15 protein-coding genes are annotated in these 19,955 nt (G+C 63.3%); 10 read left to right on the top strand and 5 right to left on the bottom strand.

The features are described 5' to 3' along the window. Positions 1-40: 40 nt before the first annotated feature. On the bottom strand, positions 41-1,333 hold the full coding sequence (gene urtA / locus ASD01_RS26335; RefSeq protein ID WP_060522006.1) for an urea ABC transporter substrate-binding protein: 1,293 nt from the start codon (positions 1,331-1,333) through the stop codon (positions 41-43). 326 nt (positions 1,334-1,659) lie between these two features. Here urtA and ASD01_RS26330 point away from each other — a divergent pair, with 326 nt between their 5' ends. Beyond that, entirely contained in the window at positions 1,660-2,970 is a 1,311-nt protein-coding gene (locus ASD01_RS26330) for an adenylate/guanylate cyclase domain-containing protein (RefSeq protein WP_060522005.1), read from the top strand. Here ASD01_RS26330 and ASD01_RS26325 read toward each other — a convergent pair. Together ASD01_RS26325 and ASD01_RS26320 are read right to left on the bottom strand one after the other, a co-directional pair. After that, complete coding sequence (locus ASD01_RS26325) at positions 2,957-4,891, bottom strand: DUF5054 domain-containing protein (protein WP_060644671.1); 1,935 nt, start codon at positions 4,889-4,891, stop codon at positions 2,957-2,959. The two genes, ASD01_RS26330 and ASD01_RS26325, sit on opposite strands and share 14 nt — an antisense overlap. A gap of 11 nt (positions 4,892-4,902) precedes the next feature. Beyond that, positions 4,903-5,943, bottom strand: coding sequence for a LacI family DNA-binding transcriptional regulator (locus ASD01_RS26320; RefSeq protein WP_029742798.1), 1,041 nt, complete (start codon positions 5,941-5,943; stop codon positions 4,903-4,905). Between the two features lie 232 nt (positions 5,944-6,175). On the opposite strand from ASD01_RS26320, the gene ASD01_RS26315 reads away from it, so the two are divergent. From ASD01_RS26315 to ASD01_RS26285, 7 genes are all read left to right on the top strand, one after another. Continuing rightward, positions 6,176-7,537, top strand: a complete 1,362-nt coding sequence (locus tag ASD01_RS26315) for an extracellular solute-binding protein (protein WP_029742799.1) — start codon at positions 6,176-6,178, stop codon at positions 7,535-7,537. A 115-nt stretch (positions 7,538-7,652) separates the two neighbouring features. Next, positions 7,653-8,561, top strand: coding sequence for a carbohydrate ABC transporter permease (locus tag ASD01_RS26310; RefSeq protein ID WP_060601700.1), 909 nt, complete (start codon positions 7,653-7,655; stop codon positions 8,559-8,561). After that, positions 8,561-9,391 carry a carbohydrate ABC transporter permease gene (locus tag ASD01_RS26305; protein WP_029742802.1) on the top strand — a complete coding sequence of 277 codons (831 nt, stop codon included), beginning with the start codon at positions 8,561-8,563 and terminating at the stop codon, positions 9,389-9,391. Before ASD01_RS26310 ends, ASD01_RS26305 begins: the two co-directional genes overlap by 1 nt. A gap of 13 nt (positions 9,392-9,404) precedes the next feature. Beyond that, the gene (locus tag ASD01_RS26300) at positions 9,405-10,508 is read left to right on the top strand and encodes an ABC transporter ATP-binding protein (protein ID WP_060644669.1); all 1,104 of its coding nucleotides are present in this window, start codon (positions 9,405-9,407) and stop codon (positions 10,506-10,508) included. A 7-nt stretch (positions 10,509-10,515) separates the two neighbouring features. Further along, positions 10,516-11,919 carry a CehA/McbA family metallohydrolase gene (locus ASD01_RS26295; RefSeq protein WP_060644667.1) on the top strand — a complete coding sequence of 468 codons (1,404 nt, stop codon included), beginning with the start codon at positions 10,516-10,518 and terminating at the stop codon, positions 11,917-11,919. 172 nt (positions 11,920-12,091) lie between these two features. Continuing rightward, complete coding sequence (locus ASD01_RS26290; protein ID WP_060644665.1) at positions 12,092-15,478, top strand: hybrid sensor histidine kinase/response regulator; 3,387 nt, start codon at positions 12,092-12,094, stop codon at positions 15,476-15,478. Next, positions 15,471-16,394 (top strand): response regulator transcription factor, encoded by a 924-nt coding sequence (locus tag ASD01_RS26285; protein WP_060601704.1) that lies wholly within the window; start codon positions 15,471-15,473, stop codon positions 16,392-16,394. The genes ASD01_RS26290 and ASD01_RS26285 overlap by 8 nt, the downstream gene beginning before the upstream one ends. A gap of 141 nt (positions 16,395-16,535) precedes the next feature. Here ASD01_RS26285 and ASD01_RS26280 read toward each other — a convergent pair whose 3' ends face one another. Then, positions 16,536-17,396, bottom strand: a complete 861-nt coding sequence (locus tag ASD01_RS26280; RefSeq protein ID WP_060644663.1) for a hypothetical protein — start codon at positions 17,394-17,396, stop codon at positions 16,536-16,538. Between the two features lie 545 nt (positions 17,397-17,941). Here ASD01_RS26280 and ASD01_RS26275 point away from each other — a divergent pair. Then, positions 17,942-18,442: a hypothetical protein gene (locus ASD01_RS26275; RefSeq protein ID WP_034805724.1), complete on the top strand. Its 501-nt coding sequence runs from the start codon at positions 17,942-17,944 to the stop codon at positions 18,440-18,442. A gap of 63 nt (positions 18,443-18,505) precedes the next feature. Here the strand turns inward: ASD01_RS26275 and ASD01_RS26270 are convergent, their stop codons facing one another. Next, a complete protein-coding gene (locus ASD01_RS26270) occupies positions 18,506-19,117 on the bottom strand; it encodes a glutathione S-transferase family protein (protein ID WP_060644662.1) in 612 nt (203 codons plus the stop codon). Between the two features lie 92 nt (positions 19,118-19,209). Between ASD01_RS26270 and ASD01_RS26265 the strand changes: the two genes are divergently transcribed. Next, a complete protein-coding gene (locus ASD01_RS26265; RefSeq protein ID WP_060644660.1) occupies positions 19,210-19,929 on the top strand; it encodes a helix-turn-helix transcriptional regulator in 720 nt (239 codons plus the stop codon). Positions 19,930-19,955: the final 26 nt, after the last annotated feature.

Below are 19,955 nucleotides of genomic sequence, written 5' to 3'. Positions count from 1 at the left end.
CCGGGCGGCAAGCCGCCCGGTCTATGACTAGGTGATGAAATCAGGAACCCTTGCCGCCGCACTTGCCGGTGGCGACGTTGAAGTTGCCGCAGGACATCGGCGCGCGCCAATCGGAGATCAGGTCCTTGGAGTCCGGCAGATAATCGGACCATTCGTCGCCGACGACGAGGCCGGGTGTTTCCCAGACGGTCTCGAACTGGCCGTCGCCCTGGATCTCGCCGATCAGCACCGGCTTGGTAATGTGGTGGTTCGGCATCATCGTCGAGTAGCCGCCCGAAAGATTGGGGACGGAGACGCCGATCATCGCGTCGAGAACGGCGTCCGTATCGGTCGTGCCGGCCTTTTCGACCGCCTTCAGCCACATGTTGAAGCCGATGTAATGCGCTTCCATCGGATCGTTGGTCACGCGCTTGTCGTTCTTGGTATAGGCCTTCCAGGTCTTGATGAACTCGGCATTGGCGGGTGTGTCGACCGACTGGAAATAGTTCCAGGCCGCCAGATGCCCCACGAGCGGCGTGGTATCGAGCCCGGCGAGTTCCTCTTCGCCGACCGAGAAGGCGACGACCGGAATATCCTCCGCCTTGACGCCCTGGTTCGCCAGTTCCTTGTAGAACGGCACGTTGGCGTCGCCATTGATGGTCGAGACCACGGCGGTCTTCTTGCCGGCCGAGCCGAACTTCTTGATGTCAGAAACGATGGTCTGCCAATCGGAATGACCGAAGGGCGTGTAGTTGATCATGATGTCCTCGGGCTTCACGCCCTTGGAGATCAGATAAGCTTCGAGGATCTTGTTGGTCGTGCGCGGATAGACATAGTCGGTGCCCGCGAGCACCCAACGCTCGACGCTCTCGTTTTCCATCAGATAGTCGACGGCCGGGATCGCCTGCTGGTTCGGCGCCGCCCCGGTGTAGAAGACGTTGCGCTGGCTTTCCTCGCCCTCATACTGGACGGGATAGAAAAGGATCGAGTTCAACTCCTCGAACACCGGCAGAACCGACTTGCGCGATACCGAGGTCCAGCAGCCGAAGACCGCCGAGACTTTGTCGACCGAAACCAGTTCGCGCGCCTTTTCAGCAAAGAGCGGCCAGTCGGACGCGGGATCGACGACGACGGCCTCGAGCTTCTTGCCGAGCAGGCCGCCCTTCTTGTTCTGCTCGTCGATCAGCATCAGCATGGCGTCCTTCAGCGTCGTCTCGGAGATCGCCATGGTGCCGGAAAGCGAATGCAGGATGCCGACCTTGATCGTGTCGTCAGCGGCGAAAGCGCCGCTGAAAGCCGTCGTCGACAGGATGGCGGCTAGGAATGCGCCGGTCACGCTTGTCTTGATAGTCATCTGATGGAATCCCTCTCGTTCTGGAGCAACTGGCCTTTCGGTGCTTCTGGCCGCTGCTTAAGGGGATCATCGGACGGCCACGCTGCACTGCACATACGTCATTCTACGTAGGCGCCGGGGGCAAAGAGGAACGCGATTGATAACCTGGTCGCGGGCGGCTGCAGCGCAGCGATGGTATCTTTCTTGACCTTCCCATCGTTGGAAGCCCTAGAACCTAATCTGGCCGCAGGTCAGCGGGCTTGCGGCCACGCCACATATTCGACGCGAATCGACTGGTAGCAGAGCGGCTATCGCCGGCCGTCGACGCAGGGGGAATGCCGAAAGACATGACGTCCTCACTTCATCCGCATTGGGATACGGCCCGGGAGAAGCGTTCGCTCACCCTGCGCTTCGTTGCTTTCGCAATCCTGCTGGCAAGTCTGCTGCTCGGCGGCAACGCGGGCGCGGAACGCATGCACGCGGTCGTTGTCGTCAGCTATCTCGCCATCAGCGTGGCGTCGGTGGCAACGGCGCGCTATCTGCCCGGCCGCTCCTGGCTGACGACCCTCTTCGTCGTTCTCGATGCGCTCTTGGTCGCGCTGCTGCTCTACGCCCATATTCTGGCCGGCCCGGTGACAGCGAACCACAATCTGACGACGACCAGCCTCGTCGTCGCCTTCATCCTGCTCGTCCATGTCGGACTCAAGCTGGAGCGACGCCTGGTCCTCCTCTTTTCCGCCATCGTGCTCATAGCCTGGGTGACGATGCTGGCGATGACGGCTGCAAGGCATGATGCCTCCGGACCGCTTTCGCTGCTCGGGGCATTCTTCAATCAGGATCTCGGCCTGACCGTGAGCTTCGGCTTCACCGCCTTTGCCATCTATCTTCTTGCGCGCGACCACGACCGGACGCGCAAGGAAGCCTTGAAGGCCGACCAGCGGCGACAAAATCTCTCGCGCTTCTTCTCGCCGCTAGTCGTTTCCGCCCTGCAGGAGAAAGGCGATGTGCTCGGGCTGGAGCGACGCAGCGCCGCGATCATGTTCGTGGACCTGCGTGATTTCACCCGTTTTGCCGAGGCGGCACCGGCGCCTGAGCTCGCCTTCGTGCTCGCCGAATATCGCCAACTCGTCTCGCAGACGATCTTCGAACACGGCGGCACCGTCGACAAGTTCATCGGCGATGGGGTGATGGCGGTCTTCGGCCAGCCGAGACCGAAGGAAGACGACGCCGACAGGGCACTTGCCTGCGCGCTCGATCTCGTCGACATCCTCACGGATTGGAAGAACCACAACGCGCGCAACAACCACCCGGCCCTCGATGCCGGCATCGGCCTGCACTATGGCACGGTCGTCGGCGGCGTTCTCGACAGCGGCTGCCACAGCGAGTTCACCGTCATCGGCGACGCCGTCAACGTGGCCCAGCGCCTGGAATCCATGACCAAGACGCTGCAGGTGCCGCTTGTCGTCTCCGCCTCGTTGATGTGCCGGCTTCAAGCTCCAGCACCTGAAGCCGCATGGATATCGCACGAGGCGGTCGTGCTGCCAGGTCGTCGCCTTCCGGTCGACATCTGGTGTCTTCACCGGGAGACCGGCTCAGCCCACCCGAACGAGGACGAGCCTTCCGTCGCTCCGCAGCCGCTGACGATCACCGACCGCTGAAGCTAAGCTTGAAGCGCGTGGTGAAATCACCGCCCCACCACATGGGGAAGTTGGTGCCCCATTTGTTGTTGTGGATGTTGAAGCGGACACCGGCGGAATAGTCAGGCAGGTCCTTGCAGAAGGCCATGAACGGCCAGGACTGCGGCGCCACCAGCGGCGTGTCGAGGTTTTCGACCATCAGCTCGACGCCCGGTTCCGAGCGCCCCCTCACCGCCGTGACCGCCTGCAGCTGTGCACCGCCCGCGCGGGCGAAATTGTCGGTGGCGTGCCAGTGCCCCATCTTGCACACATCCCAGGCGGAACGTCCCTCGGGCGTGAACGACAGAAAACTCGCTTCCGGCATACGGTTGGCGTTCTTGCCATAGAGGGACAGCCGGACATCGGGCCCGTCCTTGCCGGCGGAAAATTCGATGGCGATTTCGGCAGGCGCGCCCAATTGCTCCACCGCTTCTGCCGGCATGACTGCAAGGACGGATGTTGCGGTCGTGCCGTAGAGCTTGGGCGCGTAGGCCTGCGAGCGCGCTTCCGCAACCTTCGCAAGCCCAGGCTTGTCGTGGTCGAGCACCGCCCAATCCATCCAATGTGTAAGGTACGTATCCATGTGGCGGCGAACGTCGCCGGCGTCATAGCTTTCGTAGCGATAGGCGATCAGCGAACCGTTGGCGCCACGGACCGTCCGACCGTCGGGCGCAGTCAGCGCGGAAACGTCGCCGGTTACCGGATCAAGCTCGATGATCCAGCCGCCGACATCGAGCCGCGTAGCAGCCTCGGTCGCCTCGGGCCGTGATGGAACGGCAATCTCGGCAAGGGCCGCCTCGGCGCGGACCGCATCCTCGCCGTCCAGCTCTGCAACCGCCTGGTCGAGATAGGCCCGCTGCTCCGCCCAGGACGCTTCGGTATAGTGGAAGCGAGGATCAGTCTTTCGCGCCGCCTCGAAGGCGGGGCGTGCCCAGGCCTTCTCGTCGCGCAGGAAGGATTTGATGTCGACGCCGCAGGTGTGTTCGGCGACCAGCGCCAGCTTGCGGCCGAAGGCCTGGCGGCTTGTGGTCATCCGCTCGCCGGCAAATTGGTCGTAAAGCCGCTGCAGCGCCAGATAGCGGGCGATCTTTTCCGGATCGGTGCCGCTGCCGTGGATCCAGCTGTCGCCGAGTTCCTTTTCCACCACCGGGAAACGCTCGCGCGCCTCCCAAATAAGCTTGCCGTAGTCCTCCAGTGTCGCCGCGCGCACGGCGGCACCTGGCTCGTGTTTCAGGATCTCGCGATAGGCTTCGGCCGTCTGCGACACGCTCTGCGGGCCGATGTTGTCGCTGGTATGGGCGAAGCTCAAGCCGTCGGAGAGACCCTCGGGGAAATAGGTCTCGCCATAGGAGCGCTGGTACATGACGACGATTTCCTCGCCGCCCGCCGCTCGCCAGCGAAAAATATCCGGGATTTCCGGCGGCGGCGAAGCGGAGTTCACGCCGATATGCAGGAAGCGCACGCCGGCTTCGGCCAGCAGCGGCACCATGCCGAGCGTATGGCCGGGCACATCGGTCATCTTGGCGGCGATCGTCTTCAGACCGAAGCGATGGTCCAGCTCCTGAGCATAGGAAAGCCCCGCCTTGAAAAGATCCGGCGACATCAGCTCCGTATGGGTGGTGAAGGGCAGCGCGTGCCAGCGGATCAGGCCGCGCTCGATCGCCTGCTCAAGGCGGGCGACCTCTTCCTTCGAGCGAGAATTCAGGTGATCCCAGATCAGCCAGGCGCCCGTCGTCCAGACGAACAGCGGCTCGTGCGGGTTCTCGTTGTAGAAGTGCGCGCCGGTCTCGATCGCCTGCGGGATGAAGCGCTCGTGATACTGCTTTCGGATCTTCTCGGCGTGATCGGTAAAGCCGATGTCGAGATGGGTCTTGAAGACGACGTGGATGCGTTTTTCGGTCATGTTCGCTACCTTCAGCCGACGGTGCCCCGCACGATCAGGCGGGTGTTGAGTGTCTCGGTAAACGGCTCGGCATCGGGCGCACGAAGCCGCATCAGGATGAGGCGGACGAGCGCACGTACGCGCTCTTCGAGGTCGATGCGCACGGTGGTGAGGTTGTAGCTCTTCCAGTGCGCCTGCGGGATGTCGTCGAAACCGACGACCTTGACGTCCTCAGGCACGGAAAGCCCGAGCTCGTGGCGCAGCGCGTCGATCGCGCCGAAGGCGCCGACGTCATTGGCCGCAAAGATCGCATCGGCACCTTCGCCGATGCGGAACAGATCGAGCGTCGCCTGGTAGGCGGTGTCGTAGGTGTAATCGCCGGCAAGCACGATCGGCGCATCCATGCCGCGCTCCGCGAGCGTCTCCTTCAGTGTGCGCTCGCGCTCGGCATTGGCGAGCGACTGCGCCTTGCCGCCGAGATAGGCGATGCGGCGCGCGCCATAGCCCTGAAGCAGGGCCACCGCCTGCTCGATGCCGTTTTTCTGCCGGACGAGCAGGCGGTCATAGAGCGTACCGGATGCGGCGCCTGCAAACTGCTTCACGTCGTCGTAGATCACGTAGATCGGCACCGCGCGGTCGAGAAAGCCGCAGAGCACATCGGGCAGGATGTTCTCGGTAAAGGCGATCACGGAATCCGGATTGAAGCCGCGCATGTAGGTGAGCAGGCGCGGATCCATGCTGAAATCAGCCTTGGCCTTGAAGAGCAGCGTCGCGAAGCCCTCCGCCTGCAGCGCCGTCGTCAACGCGTCGATCTCCTGGCTCTCCCAGGGGCTGCAGACGTCGGGCACGATCATGCCGACGAGATGCGAGCGACCGGTCACCAGCGAGCGTGCCGCCATGTCGGGCGTGTAGTTCAGCTCCCGCGCCACCTGCAGGATGCGGTCGCGCTTTTCCGGCTTCAGCGACGCATTCGGATTGAAGGCCCGCGAGACCGCCACACGGGAAACATTGGCCTCGCGCGCCACCTGGTCTGCGGTGGCTCGGGCAGCTTTCTTGTCGGCGCGCTCGTTCATCTATCCGTCACAAAATGAAAACGTGTTCATTCACAAAAGAGAGCAACGCGACGATTTCGTCAAGCGGAATAGGTATTCCGCCGATTTTTACCAACGGAACACATGATCCATGTTGACAAAGATGAAAGCGTGTTCATTCTTGACCGTCGTCGAGACGCCGGACCTGGAGGAGGGACGGACTGTCGCAGCCAGACACATAGGTCCTTGAGTGGATCGACCGGGAGGAGAAAACATGCGTACCAGGTTTCATTCCCTATTGCTCGGCGCAGCCGCGGCCATCGCCTTTGCAGCACCAGTGAGCGCCACCGAACTCAACATCACCTGCCGCTGCATCATCGGCGGCGTAAACAGCGGCATGGCCGAGTGGATCGAAAAGAAGGTCATTCCGGCCTTTACCGAGAAGATGAAGGCCGAAGGCAAGGACGTCACCGTCAAGCTCACCCAGTTCGGCGGCGAGGACGAGCAGCTGACGCAGCAGCTCGCGCTCGATTTCTCCACCGGCGCCGGCCCTGATGTCTCCGGCTTCGACGGCTTCCTGATCCCGAGCTTCGTCCAGGGCAATCTCCTGAAGTCGCTCGAGGAAGTGGCCGGCCCAGACGTTCCGAAGTGGGAGGGCTGGCAGCATATCTCCGACGGCACCAAGGCGCTGATGAGCTACCAGGGCAAGCCCTATGGCATCGCGCTCGGCACCGACGCCCGCATGATCTTCGTGCGCAAGGACCTCTTCAAATCGGCTGGGCTCGATGCCGACAGCTGGCAGCCGAAGTCCTGGGATGAGTTGCTCGACGCCGCCCGCAAGATCAAGGCGGCCGCCCCCGACAGCTTCCCGTTGCAGCTCAACGCCGGCGTCTCCATGGGCGAGGCGACCACGATGCAGGGCTACTGGATGGCGCTGCTCGGCACCGGCGAACAGGTCACCGACGACAGCGGCAAATATATCGTTTCGAGCCAGGGCATCCTCGACACGCTGAAGCTCTACAAGACCATCTATGTCGACGACAAGCTCGGCGACCAGCGCGCGCAGCTGCTTGCCGACGGCCGCAACCGCACCTTCGCCAATTTCCGCGATGGCAAGACGGCGATGCTCGTCGAGGGCGACTGGTTCTATCGCTCGGTCACAGCGCCCGGCGCCGAATTCGCCGTCGCCGATCGCGACAACACCATGACCTGGAAGAAGATGCCCGCCGCAGCACCCGGAAAGGGCTTACGCGGCCAGGATTTCGTCACGATGTCCGGCGGCACCGGCTTCGTCATCAATCCGCATACGGACGCGCCTGCCGAATCCTGGGCGCTGCTCTCGTTCATGAACAGCAAGGAGCAGCTCGACGCGTTCCAGGAAATCCAGCCCGCCATCCGCATCCGCGACGACGTGGCGATCCCGAACTCGCCGTTCCTGACGGAAACGGCAACGACGCTGCTGCCGATCACCACGGCCCGTCCGAACGACGCCAATTACAACAAGGTCTCGACCGAGATCCAGCGCATGACCGAAAGCGTCGTTTCCGGCGAGCTCTCGCCTGAGGACGCGATGGCCCAGTACAAGGCGGCCGTCATCGCCATCGTCGGTGAAGAAAACACCGTCAGCACGCTCTAAAGCCAATGCGGGATGCGGCCGCAACGAGGCCCCCTCGCGCTTCGATCCAACGACAGAGCGCCCGGCTGCCATCCGTGGCCGGGCTCCCGATCCAGGATATGGGCATGAAACGCGCATGAAGAAATTCTCCCTGCTTTCGACGCGCGCCGGCGCGCTTTTTCTGGCACCGGCCACGGCCCTCGTCGGGGTCTTCGTCATCGTTCCCTTCTTCTGGGTGATTTTCGTTTCCTTCACCAACCGCACACTGCTCGGCCGCACGGCCGTCGACCCCGATTTCGTCGGCCTGCAGAACTATTTCGCGCTCTTCAATCCGGCGACCTTCTTTACCCGCGGCCAGTTCGGCTTTTCGCTGATCCTGACGATCCAGTTCGTGCTGCTCTCGGCGCTGATCGGCCAGGCGTTGCTCGGGCTGCTGCTCGCCTGGCTCAGCCAGACGGTCACGCCGACGCTCAAATCCTTCCTGCAAACCGCGGTCATCGCCGCCTGGATCTTGCCGGAGGTGGTGATCGGCTTTGCCTGGTTCGCGTTCCTCGATTACGACAACGGCACGCTCAACATGATCCTGCGCGGCCTCGGTCTGCCGCCGGGCGACTGGCTGCTGCAGCAACCGTTCTGGGTGATCGTGTTCTTCAACACCTGGCGGGGCGCCGCCTTCTCGATGATGCTGTTCAACTCGGCCTTCCAGTCGATCCCGCCGAGTTATTTCCAGGCAGCCGATGTCGCGGGCGCCACCTCGTGGCAGAAGCTGCGCGACATCGCGCTGCCGCTGATCCGCGGCCATGTCGTCACCGATCTGATCCTCATCACCATGTGGACCTTCAACGTCTTCACGCCGTTCCTGCTCACCCATGGCGGGCCGTCCTATCGCACCGAGATCCTGTCGATCTACACCTACCGCATCGCGTTCAAGGACTTCGAGTTCGGCAAGGGCGCTGCCGTCGGCGTGGTCATCATGCTGATCAATCTCGCCTTCGCGCTCATCTATCTTCGCCTTGCCCACAAGAAGCCGGTGGAGGCGGAATGATGCAGAAGACTCAGAACATCTTCGTGCGGCGCGCGATCTTTGCCGCCGCCGCCACCTTCCTCGGAACGATCTTCGCACTGCCGCTCGTCTGGTTCATCTTTGCACCCTTCAATGCCCGTGCCGAACTCGGCCTTGCCATCCCCTCGCCCTTCACGCTTTCGAATTTTGCCACCGTCTTCCAGAACACCTTCGCGATGCAGGCGCTGCTGAACAGTCTCATCCAGGCGGCGGGCGGCGTGGTGCTGGTCGGCGCGGCGGCGACGCTTGCGGCCTATGCCCTCTCGCGCTCACCGATCCCGGGCAAGGGCGCCGTCACCTATATCCTGCTGCTCTTCTCGTCGGTCGTTTCAGGCTCGGCGGCGATGGTGCCGATTTTCCTCATCATCTCCGCGGCAGGCCTGATCGACACCCATCTTGCCGTCATTCTCGTCTTTGCCGGCGGGCTGTTGCCGACAGCGATGTTCATTCTTCGCGATTTCATCGACGCCATCCCGCGCTCCTATGAGGAGAGCGCGATGGTCGCCGGCGCCTCTCCGCTCCAGGCGTTCTTCGATGTGGCGCTGCCGGTCATCCGGCCGGGCATCGTCGTGGTTGTCGTCTGGGCCTTCGTCAACATCTGGGGCAGCTTCCTCATCCCCTTCATCCTGTTGCGCAGCGACAAGCTGATGCCGGCATCCGTCGCCATCTACTCCTTCTACTCGGAAGCCGGCACGCCGATCGTCACGCTGCTGGCCGCCTATTCGCTGATCTATTCGCTGCCGGTCATCGCCCTCTATCTCTTCGTGAATTGGAAATTCGGTTTCCGGTTCTTTGGTGGCATCAAGTCGTAATCGGAAACCCGTCATGGCCTCTGTCGAATTCCAGAACATCTCCAAGACCTTCGGCGCCTTCGTCGCCGTGCCCGACATCAGCTTCCAGATCGCCGACGGCGAGTTCATCTGCCTGCTCGGCCCGTCGGGCTGCGGCAAGACGACGAGCCTGCGCATGATCGCAGGTCTCGAAACGCCAACCTCTGGCCGGGTGATGATCGGCGGCCGCGACGTCACCTACCTGCATCCGAAGGACCGCGGCATCTCCATGGTCTTTCAGGACTATGCGCTCTACCCGCACATGAACATCGCCGACAACATCGCCTATCCCTTGAAGGTGCGCGGCGAGCAGGAGACCAAGCGCCACGCCCGCGCCAAGGAAGTGGCCGACATCCTCAAGATCGGCGACCTGATGAAGCGGCTTCCGAGCCAGATCTCCGGCGGCCAGCAGCAGCGCACGTCGCTGGCACGTGCGCTCGTCTATCCGAGCGAGGTCTATCTTTTCGACGAACCGCTTTCGAACCTCGATGCCAAGCTGCGGCTCGAAGCGCGCGGCTTCCTCAACCACCTGCAGCGCGACATGGGCATGACCGCCGTCTATGTCACGCACGACCAGGCCGAAGCCATGGCGCTCGCAACCCGCATCGCCGTCATGGACAAGGGCCGGATCGTGCAGTTCGCGCCGCCGATCGAGATTTACCGCCGGCCCGCAACGACCTTCGTCGCCAACTTCGTCGGCAATCCGCCGATGAACCTCGTCCCCGTCGAAGCATCCATCGGCGATGGCGCCCTGCACCTGCGCGCCGATGGCCTGAAGCTCGCACCGATCGCGCTCACCGACGCCATCGCCAAGGCGGCGAAATCAGCCAGGATGACACTCGGTGTCCGCCCCGAACATTTGCGTATCGCGGCCGCAGGCGACCTGAACGTGGTTTCCGGCGAACTCTTCGCCAACGAGAACATGGGGCCGGAGAGCCTCGTCACGTTGGAGCGCGGCGACAACGGTCGCGTCACCGCGCGCATCTTCACCGACGACGAGATCAAGGTCGGAACCTCAGTCCATCTCGCCTTCGACGCCAGGCACATCACCCTCTTCGACGACAGCGGCGCCCGCATTCCCGCGGCAGACGAACGCTGAGGCCGCCATGCAGGAATTTGCCGTGCGCATCACCCGTAAGCATCAGGCGGCCGATCCCTATTTCTATCTGCCCTTCGAGGTGCCCGAAGGTGTAACGCGCATCGACGCGACGCTCAGCTATCCGAAGTCAGAGGCATGCATCATCGATCTCGGCGCGCTTGATCCGCGGGCGACCGAGTATCCGACCGGCCAGGGTTTTCGCGGCTGGAGCGGTGGCGCGCGTGACCGTTTCTTCATCGCTACCGACGACGCCACGCCCGGCTACATTCACGGCGAGATGCCGCCCGGCCAGTGGAAGGTGATGCTCGGCCTCTACAAGATCCCCGAAGAAGGCGCCGAGATTCGCGTGACGGTCGATTTCGACAGAAGCCCGCGCTCCATCGTGCCGCAGCCGGAAAGAACGTTCCCCGTGCGCAAACAGTCCGGATGGTATCGCGGCGATCTGCACTGCCACACCTTCCACTCGGATGCGGCTGGCTCGCCCGAACTGCTGCACGCCGCCGCCAAACAGGCGGGTCTCGATTTTCTTGCGGTCGCCGACCACAACACCATCACCCAGCGGCGCTACTTCCATCCGCATTCCTCCGCCGACCTCATCTTCATCCGCGCCATGGAAATCACCACCGCCGTCGGCCACGCCAATGTCTTCGGCGTCGACGATTGGGTCGATTTTCGCATGACGAAGCCGGAGCATGCTCGCACGCTCGCGAGCATGGTGCATGAGCGCGGCGGCCTGCTCTCGGTCAACCACGACAAGCCGACCATCCCCTGGGACTACGAACTGCCTGAGATCGACTGCATGGAGGTCTGGCAATCCCATTGGCTCGCCTGGAACTGGGTGTCGCTCGAGCGCTACCAGCAGCGCCTCGCCTCGGGCCTGAAGATCTCCGCCATCGGCGGCAGCGATTTCCACCAGCCCGCGCGGCTAATGCCGGAGGCACCGCTGGTGCTCGCCCGCCCGACGACGGTGCTCTGGCTCAATGAACTCTCCGAAGACGCCGTGCTCGCCACGATGAGATCGGGCCACGGCTACGTGACGGAAAGCCCCACCGGCCCGCATCTCGAACTGATCGCCAACGGCCAACCGATGGGATCGACCGTGGTTGGCCCTGTGACCGCAGAGGCCTTGGCTCGCGGCGCCAAGGGCGACCGGCTGCTGTGGCTAGACGCTTCCGGCATCGTCGGTGAAGAGACCATCGAAGCTGACGACTGGACCGCCCACTATGCCGGTTCGCCCGATCGGTTCCTGCGGACCGAAATCGCCGCGGCCGCCAACCGGAGCGCGATCGTCGAGACATTCCGGGAGGCCGTCTACGGCAAAAATTTGCCCTGGGCGCTCTCGGAGGACGATCTCTCGAAACAGACGATCCGCCGGGCCATCAGCAATCCGATCTATTGCCGGCCCAACTGACGGCCGCTGCACTCCGCAACTGATCTCATTCTCAAAGTATGGGGCATCCGATTTCGGCACGCTCATATTTTCCGCTTTACCGACACATTTTACGATTGCAGCAATTTTAAGCAGAAAATTTCCGTGCTAAGAAAAAAGGCAGAGACTACCGCGATAGCACGTTAGGACCCCCATGGCGGCACGCCAGCGCATCATTCCCGTCCGGCGGGAATACAATCGTTGGGTCGCCAACCAGACGCTTGAAGACTATGCGCTGCGCTTCACCGCCAAGAGCGCCCGGCGCTTCTCTTCCGAACGCATTTCCCAGACCGCCATCGGCGCGATCTCCTTTCTGGCGCTGGAAGCGATCGGTGGCGCCATCACCATGTCCTATGGCACCACCAATGCGATCGTTGCGATCGTCGTCGCCAGCCTGATGATCCTGACCGTGGGCCTGCCGATCAGCCGCTATGCGATCCGCCACGGTGTCGACATCGATCTGCTCACCCGCGGCGCCAGCTTCGGCTATATCGGCTCGACGGTGACCTCGCTGATTTATGCCAGCTTCACCTTCATCCTCTTTGCGATCGAGGCCTCGATCATGTCGGGCGCACTCGAACTGGCGCTCGGCATACCGCTCTGGATCGGCTACATCCTGAGCGCCGTCGTCGTGATCCCGCTCGTCACCCATGGCGTGCGGCTGATCAGCAAGTTCCAGTTGATCACGCAGCCGTTCTGGATCGTGCTCAACGTCCTGCCCTTCGTCTTCATCGCCTTTGCCGATTGGGAGAAGGTCGGCGCCTGGCTCGCCTATGCGGGCATGCATCACGCCTCGGGTCCTCCGGGTACCTTCGCGCCTTTTGACCTCGTCGAATTCGGTGCGGCCTCTGCCGTCATCTTCGCGCTGATGGCGCAGATCGGCGAACAGGTCGACTTCCTGCGCTTCCTGCCGCCGGACGGACAGCGCAAGCTGCACCACCGCATCGCCGTCTTTCTCGCCGGTTCCGGCTGGGTGATCGTCGGCGCGCCCAAACTGCTCGCCGGCTCGTTCCTGGTGGTGCTGGCGCTTTCTGCCGGTGTGCCTTCGACCAAAGCCGCCGATCCGGCGCAGATGTACTACACCGCCTTCGGCTACATGATCCCCTCCGATACGGCAGCACTTCTCCTGATGGTCGCCTTCGTCGTCGTGTCGCAGTTGAAGATCAACGTCATGAACGCCTATGCCGGGTCGCTCGCCTGGTCGAACTTCTTCTCGCGGCTCACCCACAGCCATCCGGGCCGGGTCGTCTGGCTGGTCTTCAACGTCGCGATCGCGCTCCTTTTGATGGAGCTCGGCATCTATCGGCTGCTTGAAGAAACGCTTGGCGTCTTCTCCATTATCGCCATGGCCTGGCTTTGCACGATTTCGGCCGATCTTTTCATCAATAAGCCGCTCGGCCTGTCGCCTCCCGGCATCGAGTTCAAGCGCGCCCATCTCTACGACATCAACCCTGTGGGTCTCGGCGCGATGGCGATCTCGGCGACCGTGGCGCTGACAGCGCATTTCGGTGCCTTCGGCGAGATTGCCGCCTCGCTCGCGCCATACATCGCGCTGGTCGTCGCCTTCATCGCCTCGCCGCTGATTGCCTGGGGCACCGACGGCAAGTTCTATCTCGCGCGCAAGCCGCGCAGGAGCTGGGCCAACCGGATGGACATCACCTGCTCGATCTGCGAGCATCCGTTCGAGCCGGAGGACATGGCCTGGTGCCCCGCCTATGCAGCGCCGATCTGCTCGCTCTGCTGCTCGCTCGACAGCCGCTGCCACGACATGTGCAAGCCGAAGGCCCGCTTCAACGCCCAGGTCGCGACCGTCGCGACCACGTTGCTTCCACGCACCGTCACGGAAAAGCTCGCGACGCGGCTCGGCCGCTACGCGATCTCTGCGGTGCTGTCGATCGCCGGCATCGGCCTCATCCTCGCGATGATCGCCCACCAGACCGCCGGCACATCTCCCGAGATCGCTGCGGTCGTCGAGCGCACGGTCGCCGTCGTCTTCTTCGTCTTTGCCGTGCTCGCTGGTATCGTCTCCTGGTTCTACGTGCTCGCCCATGACAGCCGCGTCGTCGCCGAAGAAGAATCCTCGCGCCAGAACACCCTGCTTCTGAAGGAAATCGCCGCCCACAAGAAGACCGACGCCGCACTCCAGCAGGCAAAGGAAACAGCGGAAGCAGCCAACCGCGCCAAGAGCCGCTATGTCGTCGGCCTCAGCCATGAGCTTCGCACGCCTCTCAACGCCGTGCTCGGCTACGCCCAGGTTCTGGAGCGCGACGAGACGATCCCCCCGGCGCGTCAGGGCGCGATCAAGGTGATCAAGCGCAGCGCCGACCATCTTTCCGGCCTGATTGACGGCCTCTTGGATATCTCGAAGATCGAGGCCGGCAAGCTGCAGGTCTATTCCAATGAGATCAACATTCACGATTTCCTCGACCAGATCGTCGAAATGTTTCGGCCGCAGGCATTGGCCAAGGGCATCAGCTTCGAGCACGAGCGCGCTAGCGGCCTGCCACGCCATGTGAAGACCGACGAAAAGCGCCTGCGGCAGATCCTCGTCAATCTCCTATCCAACGCATTGAAGTTCACCGAGCGTGGCGGCATCCGCCTGGATGTCGCCTATCGCAGCCAGGTGGCGACCTTCACGATTGCCGACAGCGGCCGCGGCATTGCCGACAAGGATTTGCCGCGCATCTTCGATCCGTTCCAGCGCGGCGAGGCCGAGCATCTCGGTAGTATGCCGGGCCTCGGCCTCGGCCTGACGATCACGCGGCTCCTGACGCAGACGCTCGGCGGCGAAATCGCAGTCACCAGCACGCCTGGGCAAGGCACCACCTTCCGCGTCCGGCTGATGCTGTCGGCGGTAGATCGTCCGCTACCTCCCGCAGCCCCGCGCCGTATCACCTCCTATCTCGGCCCGCGCCGCACCATCGTCATCGTCGACGACAATGCCGACCATCGCGACCTCATGCGCGAGATCCTCGTGCCGATGGACTTCACGGTGCTGACGGCCGCGTCCGGAGCCGATTGTCTGGCGCTGCTTCAAGACCTCGGCGCCGACCTCTTCCTGATCGATATCTCGATGCCGGGCATGAGCGGCTGGGAGCTTGTCGAGCGGCTGCGCCAGGGCGGGCAGATCGCGCCGATCATCATGCTTTCGGCCAATATCGGCGATGGCTCGGCGACCGGAGCATTCCGCGGCCACAACGACACGCTCGCCAAGCCCTTCCCCGTCGGGCAACTCGCCGACAAGCTCGCCGTACACCTTGGCCTCACTTGGGTTCACGAGGGAGAGGAGAAGCAAGCACACCCGTCGCCGGCGGCCGAACCGTTGACGCGCCCCGACGCCTATCACGTGGAAGAGCTGATCCGCCTTGGAGAGATCGGCTATGTCAGGGGCATCGAAGCCAAACTGACGGAGATTGCCCTGCAGCCCGAGCACCAGCCCTTCGCTGAGGCCGCCCGCGCCTATGTGCAGGCCTTCGACCTCTCGGGCTACGACGCTTTCCTCAAGAACAACGCAGCCAACGGAGACGACGCCCATGGCTGAGGCCAACGACCGCCGCGACATCGTGCTTCTCGTCGACGATTCCCCGGAGGCGCTTGGTTTCTTGACGGAAGCGCTGGAGCAATCCGGCTTTTCCGTGCTGATCGCGACCTCCGGCAGCGCCGCCCTTTCGATCGCCGAGCGCATCACGCCCGACGTCATTCTGCTCGATGCCGTCATGCCCGGGATCGATGGCTTCGAGACCTGCCGACGCCTCAAGGGCAACGCCGCCGTCGGCCAGACGCCGGTGCTGTTCATGACCGGGCTGACCGAGACCGAACATGTGGTGCGTGCGCTCGAGGCCGGCGGCGTCGACTATCTGACCAAGCCGATCAACATCGATGAGCTGAGGGCGCGCATTCGCGTCCATCTCTCGAACGCGCGTTCGGCCCAGAGCGCACGGGTCGCACTTGACGCGGCCGGCCGCCATCTGCTCGCGGTGCGCAGCGACGGAAGCGTCTGCTGGTCGACGCCGCAGGCGACGCGTCTCGTCAACGCCGCAACCGGCCGCGACGATGGCATGGCGATCGTCACCCGGCGCATCGCGGGCTGGATGGCAAACCGCCTGCGCACCGGAGCGCCCGACGACGGCACCTTCACGCTCGACCAGCCCGAGCAGTCGTCCCTGCAGATATCCTTCCTCGGCTCGATCGGCCCGAATGAACATCTCTTCCGCCTCACAGCCGAAAACCGCCGCTCCGACGATGCGGTGTTGCGCCAGCACTTCGCATTGACCCCAAGGGAATCGGAGGTGCTGCTGTGGATCGCCAAGGGCAAGGCGAACCGCGACATCGGCGAGATCCTCGGCTTGAGCGCGCGCACGGTCACCAAGCATCTGGAGCAGATCTATGTGAAGCTCGGCGTCGAGAACCGGGCGTCTGCCGCGGTGAAGGCGACGCAGGTTCTGCACAGTCTGTAGGCAGGCTGCGGTCCGATTTCCGTCCCGCTTCTTGCTGCCGCACGTCCAGCGTCATGGGCGGGTCAGCACCTGCTGAAAGCGACAGCCGACCGGCACGCATCGCAAGCAGCAATCTGCACGCGCTCAGGCCGCGCCCGCCGTTCACCTTGCCTGCAACGCTGCCCAGGCGAAGGCTTCATCGAGTGCGGCAAACTTGACCGCTTGCCAATGGCGGTAATCGTCGACCAGGTCACGCGAAATCCAGAGCGGACCGCGGCTGCCGGAACTCTCCCAGCCGAGAACGCCGAGATCACTGGCACGCGCGAAAACCCTCTGCGCATGGGTGCGCGAGATGATGTAGCGGCTGGAGATCTCACCTGGCTTCAGGGGCCCGATCCAAATCCGCTGATCGGGCAGGACGCCCGTCGGCAGCCGCGCCACCAGGTCGTGCAGGATGTTGCTGCCTGACTCCGTCGAGACGAAAGCGGCGATGCTTTCGGGTGGCTCGCACCAGGCGCGATCCGCGATGAGCCGCCGCATCGCACGCGGGAGCGCATGATGCATCAAGGTCGGCTCGGTTTGCGACTGCGCCAGCCTTGTCCCCTCGTCGAGCCTGTCGAGCGACGAAAGGTGCCCCTCGAACCACTGCCGGATCAGGCCCTCGGCGACATCGGAAAGGATCAGGGGCCTGATCCGCTTGTCACCGCCCTGTTCCGCATCGAGAAGCAGTCGATAGTTGCGCATCTCGGCCAGGTGCGCCGCTGCCGTGTTCTTGCTGGCTACGTTGTTGCCGGCGATAAAGTCGATCAGCCTTGCCGCCGTCAGTTCGGGGCGGGATGGGTCGGTCAGACGCTCGAAATGCAGCGTCAGGATGGCCTGGGTGAGCAGCCATTTTCTCAGGCTGGCGGTGTAGCGCACGATGCGCGGAGCGGCGTCATGGATCGCAACCATATGAAGGGCCGCCTGACGCAACGCCTCCCCAAAGAGCGGATCGCCGACGAGCCGCGCAGGCGTGAACGGCATTTCGCCGTCCGGGGATCGGACACATTCGGATCGCGCCGTCACGGGCAGTCTCCAGACAGCGTAACCGCTGTTCGTTGCTTGCGACCGCGTGAAATGAACCGGTGGCTGGCGGGTGCCTTTAGGCGGACCCGGGCACCCGGATCGGTTGAAAAAGGCAAAAAGCGCGTAGCACCGAACATAAACCAGTCCCCCTCCCGCCCCGGTGGCCAATAACTAAATCGGACAGACAGCGCAGATCGAGGTCTATACTTACAAGGTAACGAAGTCTTTACCCGTTTTTACGGATGGGGACGACGAGACGCTGTTTCAGAGATCAACGTTAATACGGGAAATTGAAAACAGCAGCGCACGTGCAGGCAAATCTGATAAAACAGCGCCAGCGATCACATTTTGATGGCTACCCGGATGCGTGCCCGATTGTTGATCGATCGTAAGATCCGGCCAGATAATGAAGCCAATGAGGAACTTCGCCGCCACATGTTGCGTTGACGCTCATGTGCGGCAACGGGGTGTTGCAGCATCCACGCAAATGGGAGGTGCAAGGCATGTGGCGATGGCTCCTGATGGCCGCACTCATCTTGCCGTCCACGAGTGCCTCACGGGCAGACGAGGGCGCGTTCTTGAAGACCCTCGGCGGCAACTGGGCAGGCACCGGAACGGTGCGCATCCGTGCCCACATGTCTCCGATGAACATTTCCTGCAACTTCAGTTCCAAGGCGAGCGACGCCGCTCTATCGATGGAGGGCGTCTGCCGCGGCATGCTGCTGATCTCGCGATCCATCGACGCGAAGCTGCGCTTTACCGGGTCCACCTATAGCGGCTCCTATCTCGGCCCCCGCGGCGGCCGCGCCGGGCTCAACGGCACACGACGCGGCGATGCGATCAACCTCACCATTCGATGGGCGAAGGAAGTCAATGGCGACCGCAGTGCCGACCTGACCTTACGCAAGGTCGGCACCAACGGGATGCAGTTGAAGACGATCGACGTCGATCCCGCTTCCGGCAAGCGGATCGTCACGAGCGAGATCAATCTCAAGCGAAAATAGCCTTGGGCCACCATGCCCCCTTCGGACCGGAACCGGGGCGGAGTTGGCGCGTTGCCGGCGCCGTCAGGCTACCGCTGCCACCCGGGCATCGAAATCCGCGGTCCATTGTAGCGACGGCCGCGCGCCACAGCGCTCGACCCAGTCCTTGATGACGGCGCTATCCGGCGTTGCCGCGGGATACCAGGCGAAGGGCGAATGCAAGAGCAGGTCGGCCGCCGAGTAGTGCTCGCCCATCAGATACGGACTGTCCTTCAACGCGTCTTCCAGGCGTGCCGCCATCTCTGTCGGGCCGCGGAAGGTGGCGTCGAAATAGGGATGCGAAACCCCCGCGGCTTGCGCGATCAGCACCGGCTCGACCACACCGGCATACCAGGCAAGCCAGCTGAGATAACGGCCACGCTGCGGATCGCCAGCATGCGGCGCCATCCCCTTTTCCGGGAAGAGGTCGGTCAGGTATTGGATGATCGCAATGGTTTCCCAGAGCACCACACCGTCATGAACGAGCAGCGGCACCTTACCCTCCGGGTGCGGGTTCGCCGGATCCTTTCGACCGCTGCCGTCACCGCGAGTGATGTCGACGATCTCGACTTCCACCTTGTCGAGAGCATCGAGTTCGCGAAGCAGGGTGATGATGCGCGACGAGCGCGAGCGCGGGGCGTGAAAGAGTGTCAGCATAGTCTGGATCCTCGGTTGCGTTTGGCGATGCGGATCTTATACAGTCGGCCAACTGCCAGTTTTCGTCAGTAGGGTTCGTCTATCTTTCAGCCATGGCCCGTAGTGATCGTCTGTTCCGCCTGCTCCAGGCGCTGCGCACACTCCCCTCCCCGGTAACGGCGGCCCGCCTTGCCGAGGAAACCGGCGTGTCGTTGCGCTCGCTCTATCGGGACATCGACAGCCTGCGCGCCGCCGGCGCCGTCATCGATGGCGAGCGCGGCTTCGGCTACCGGCTGACGGAGGATATCGCCTTGCCGCCGCAAACCTTTACCCGCCTGGAGATCGAGGCGCTGGTGCTCGGCCTTGCCGAGGTGCAGCACATGGGCGAGCCGGATCTTGCCGCGGCGGCACGCGCCGTCCTTTCCAAGATAACGGCGACACTGCCCGATCGGTTGCAACGCCAGGCGCTTCATGCAGTCTCGCAGGTCTATCGCTTCGACAGGAGAGGGCCGCCAACCGTCGATGTCTCCCTGCTGCGCGAAGCCTCCTGGCAGGAACGCGCCGTCATCATCGGCTATGTGGATGCCTTGGGGCAGCGGACCGACCGGCAGGTTTTGCCGCTTGCCATCGTCTATCTGGAACGGGTTCTGGTGCTTCTCGCCTGGTGCTGCCTTCGAGAAGGTTACCGCAAGTTCCGCGTCGACCGCATCGTCGATATCAGCACGACGGAGGAGAGCTTCCGTCCGCGTCGGGTGCCGATGCTCCGGGAGTTCATCGGCTTCTTGAACGCTGGCGCGCCGGACACATCGAAGATGACGCTGAGCGGCCAATAGCCGCAAACGACGACGCGGCCCGTGTT

The organism is Ensifer sp. Root423, assembly GCF_001426275.1.
Lineage (GTDB): Bacteria > Pseudomonadota > Alphaproteobacteria > Rhizobiales > Rhizobiaceae > Ensifer > Ensifer adhaerens.
The sequence above is the reverse complement of the archived record's forward strand: the minus strand, read 5'-3'. Positions and strand labels throughout refer to the sequence as shown.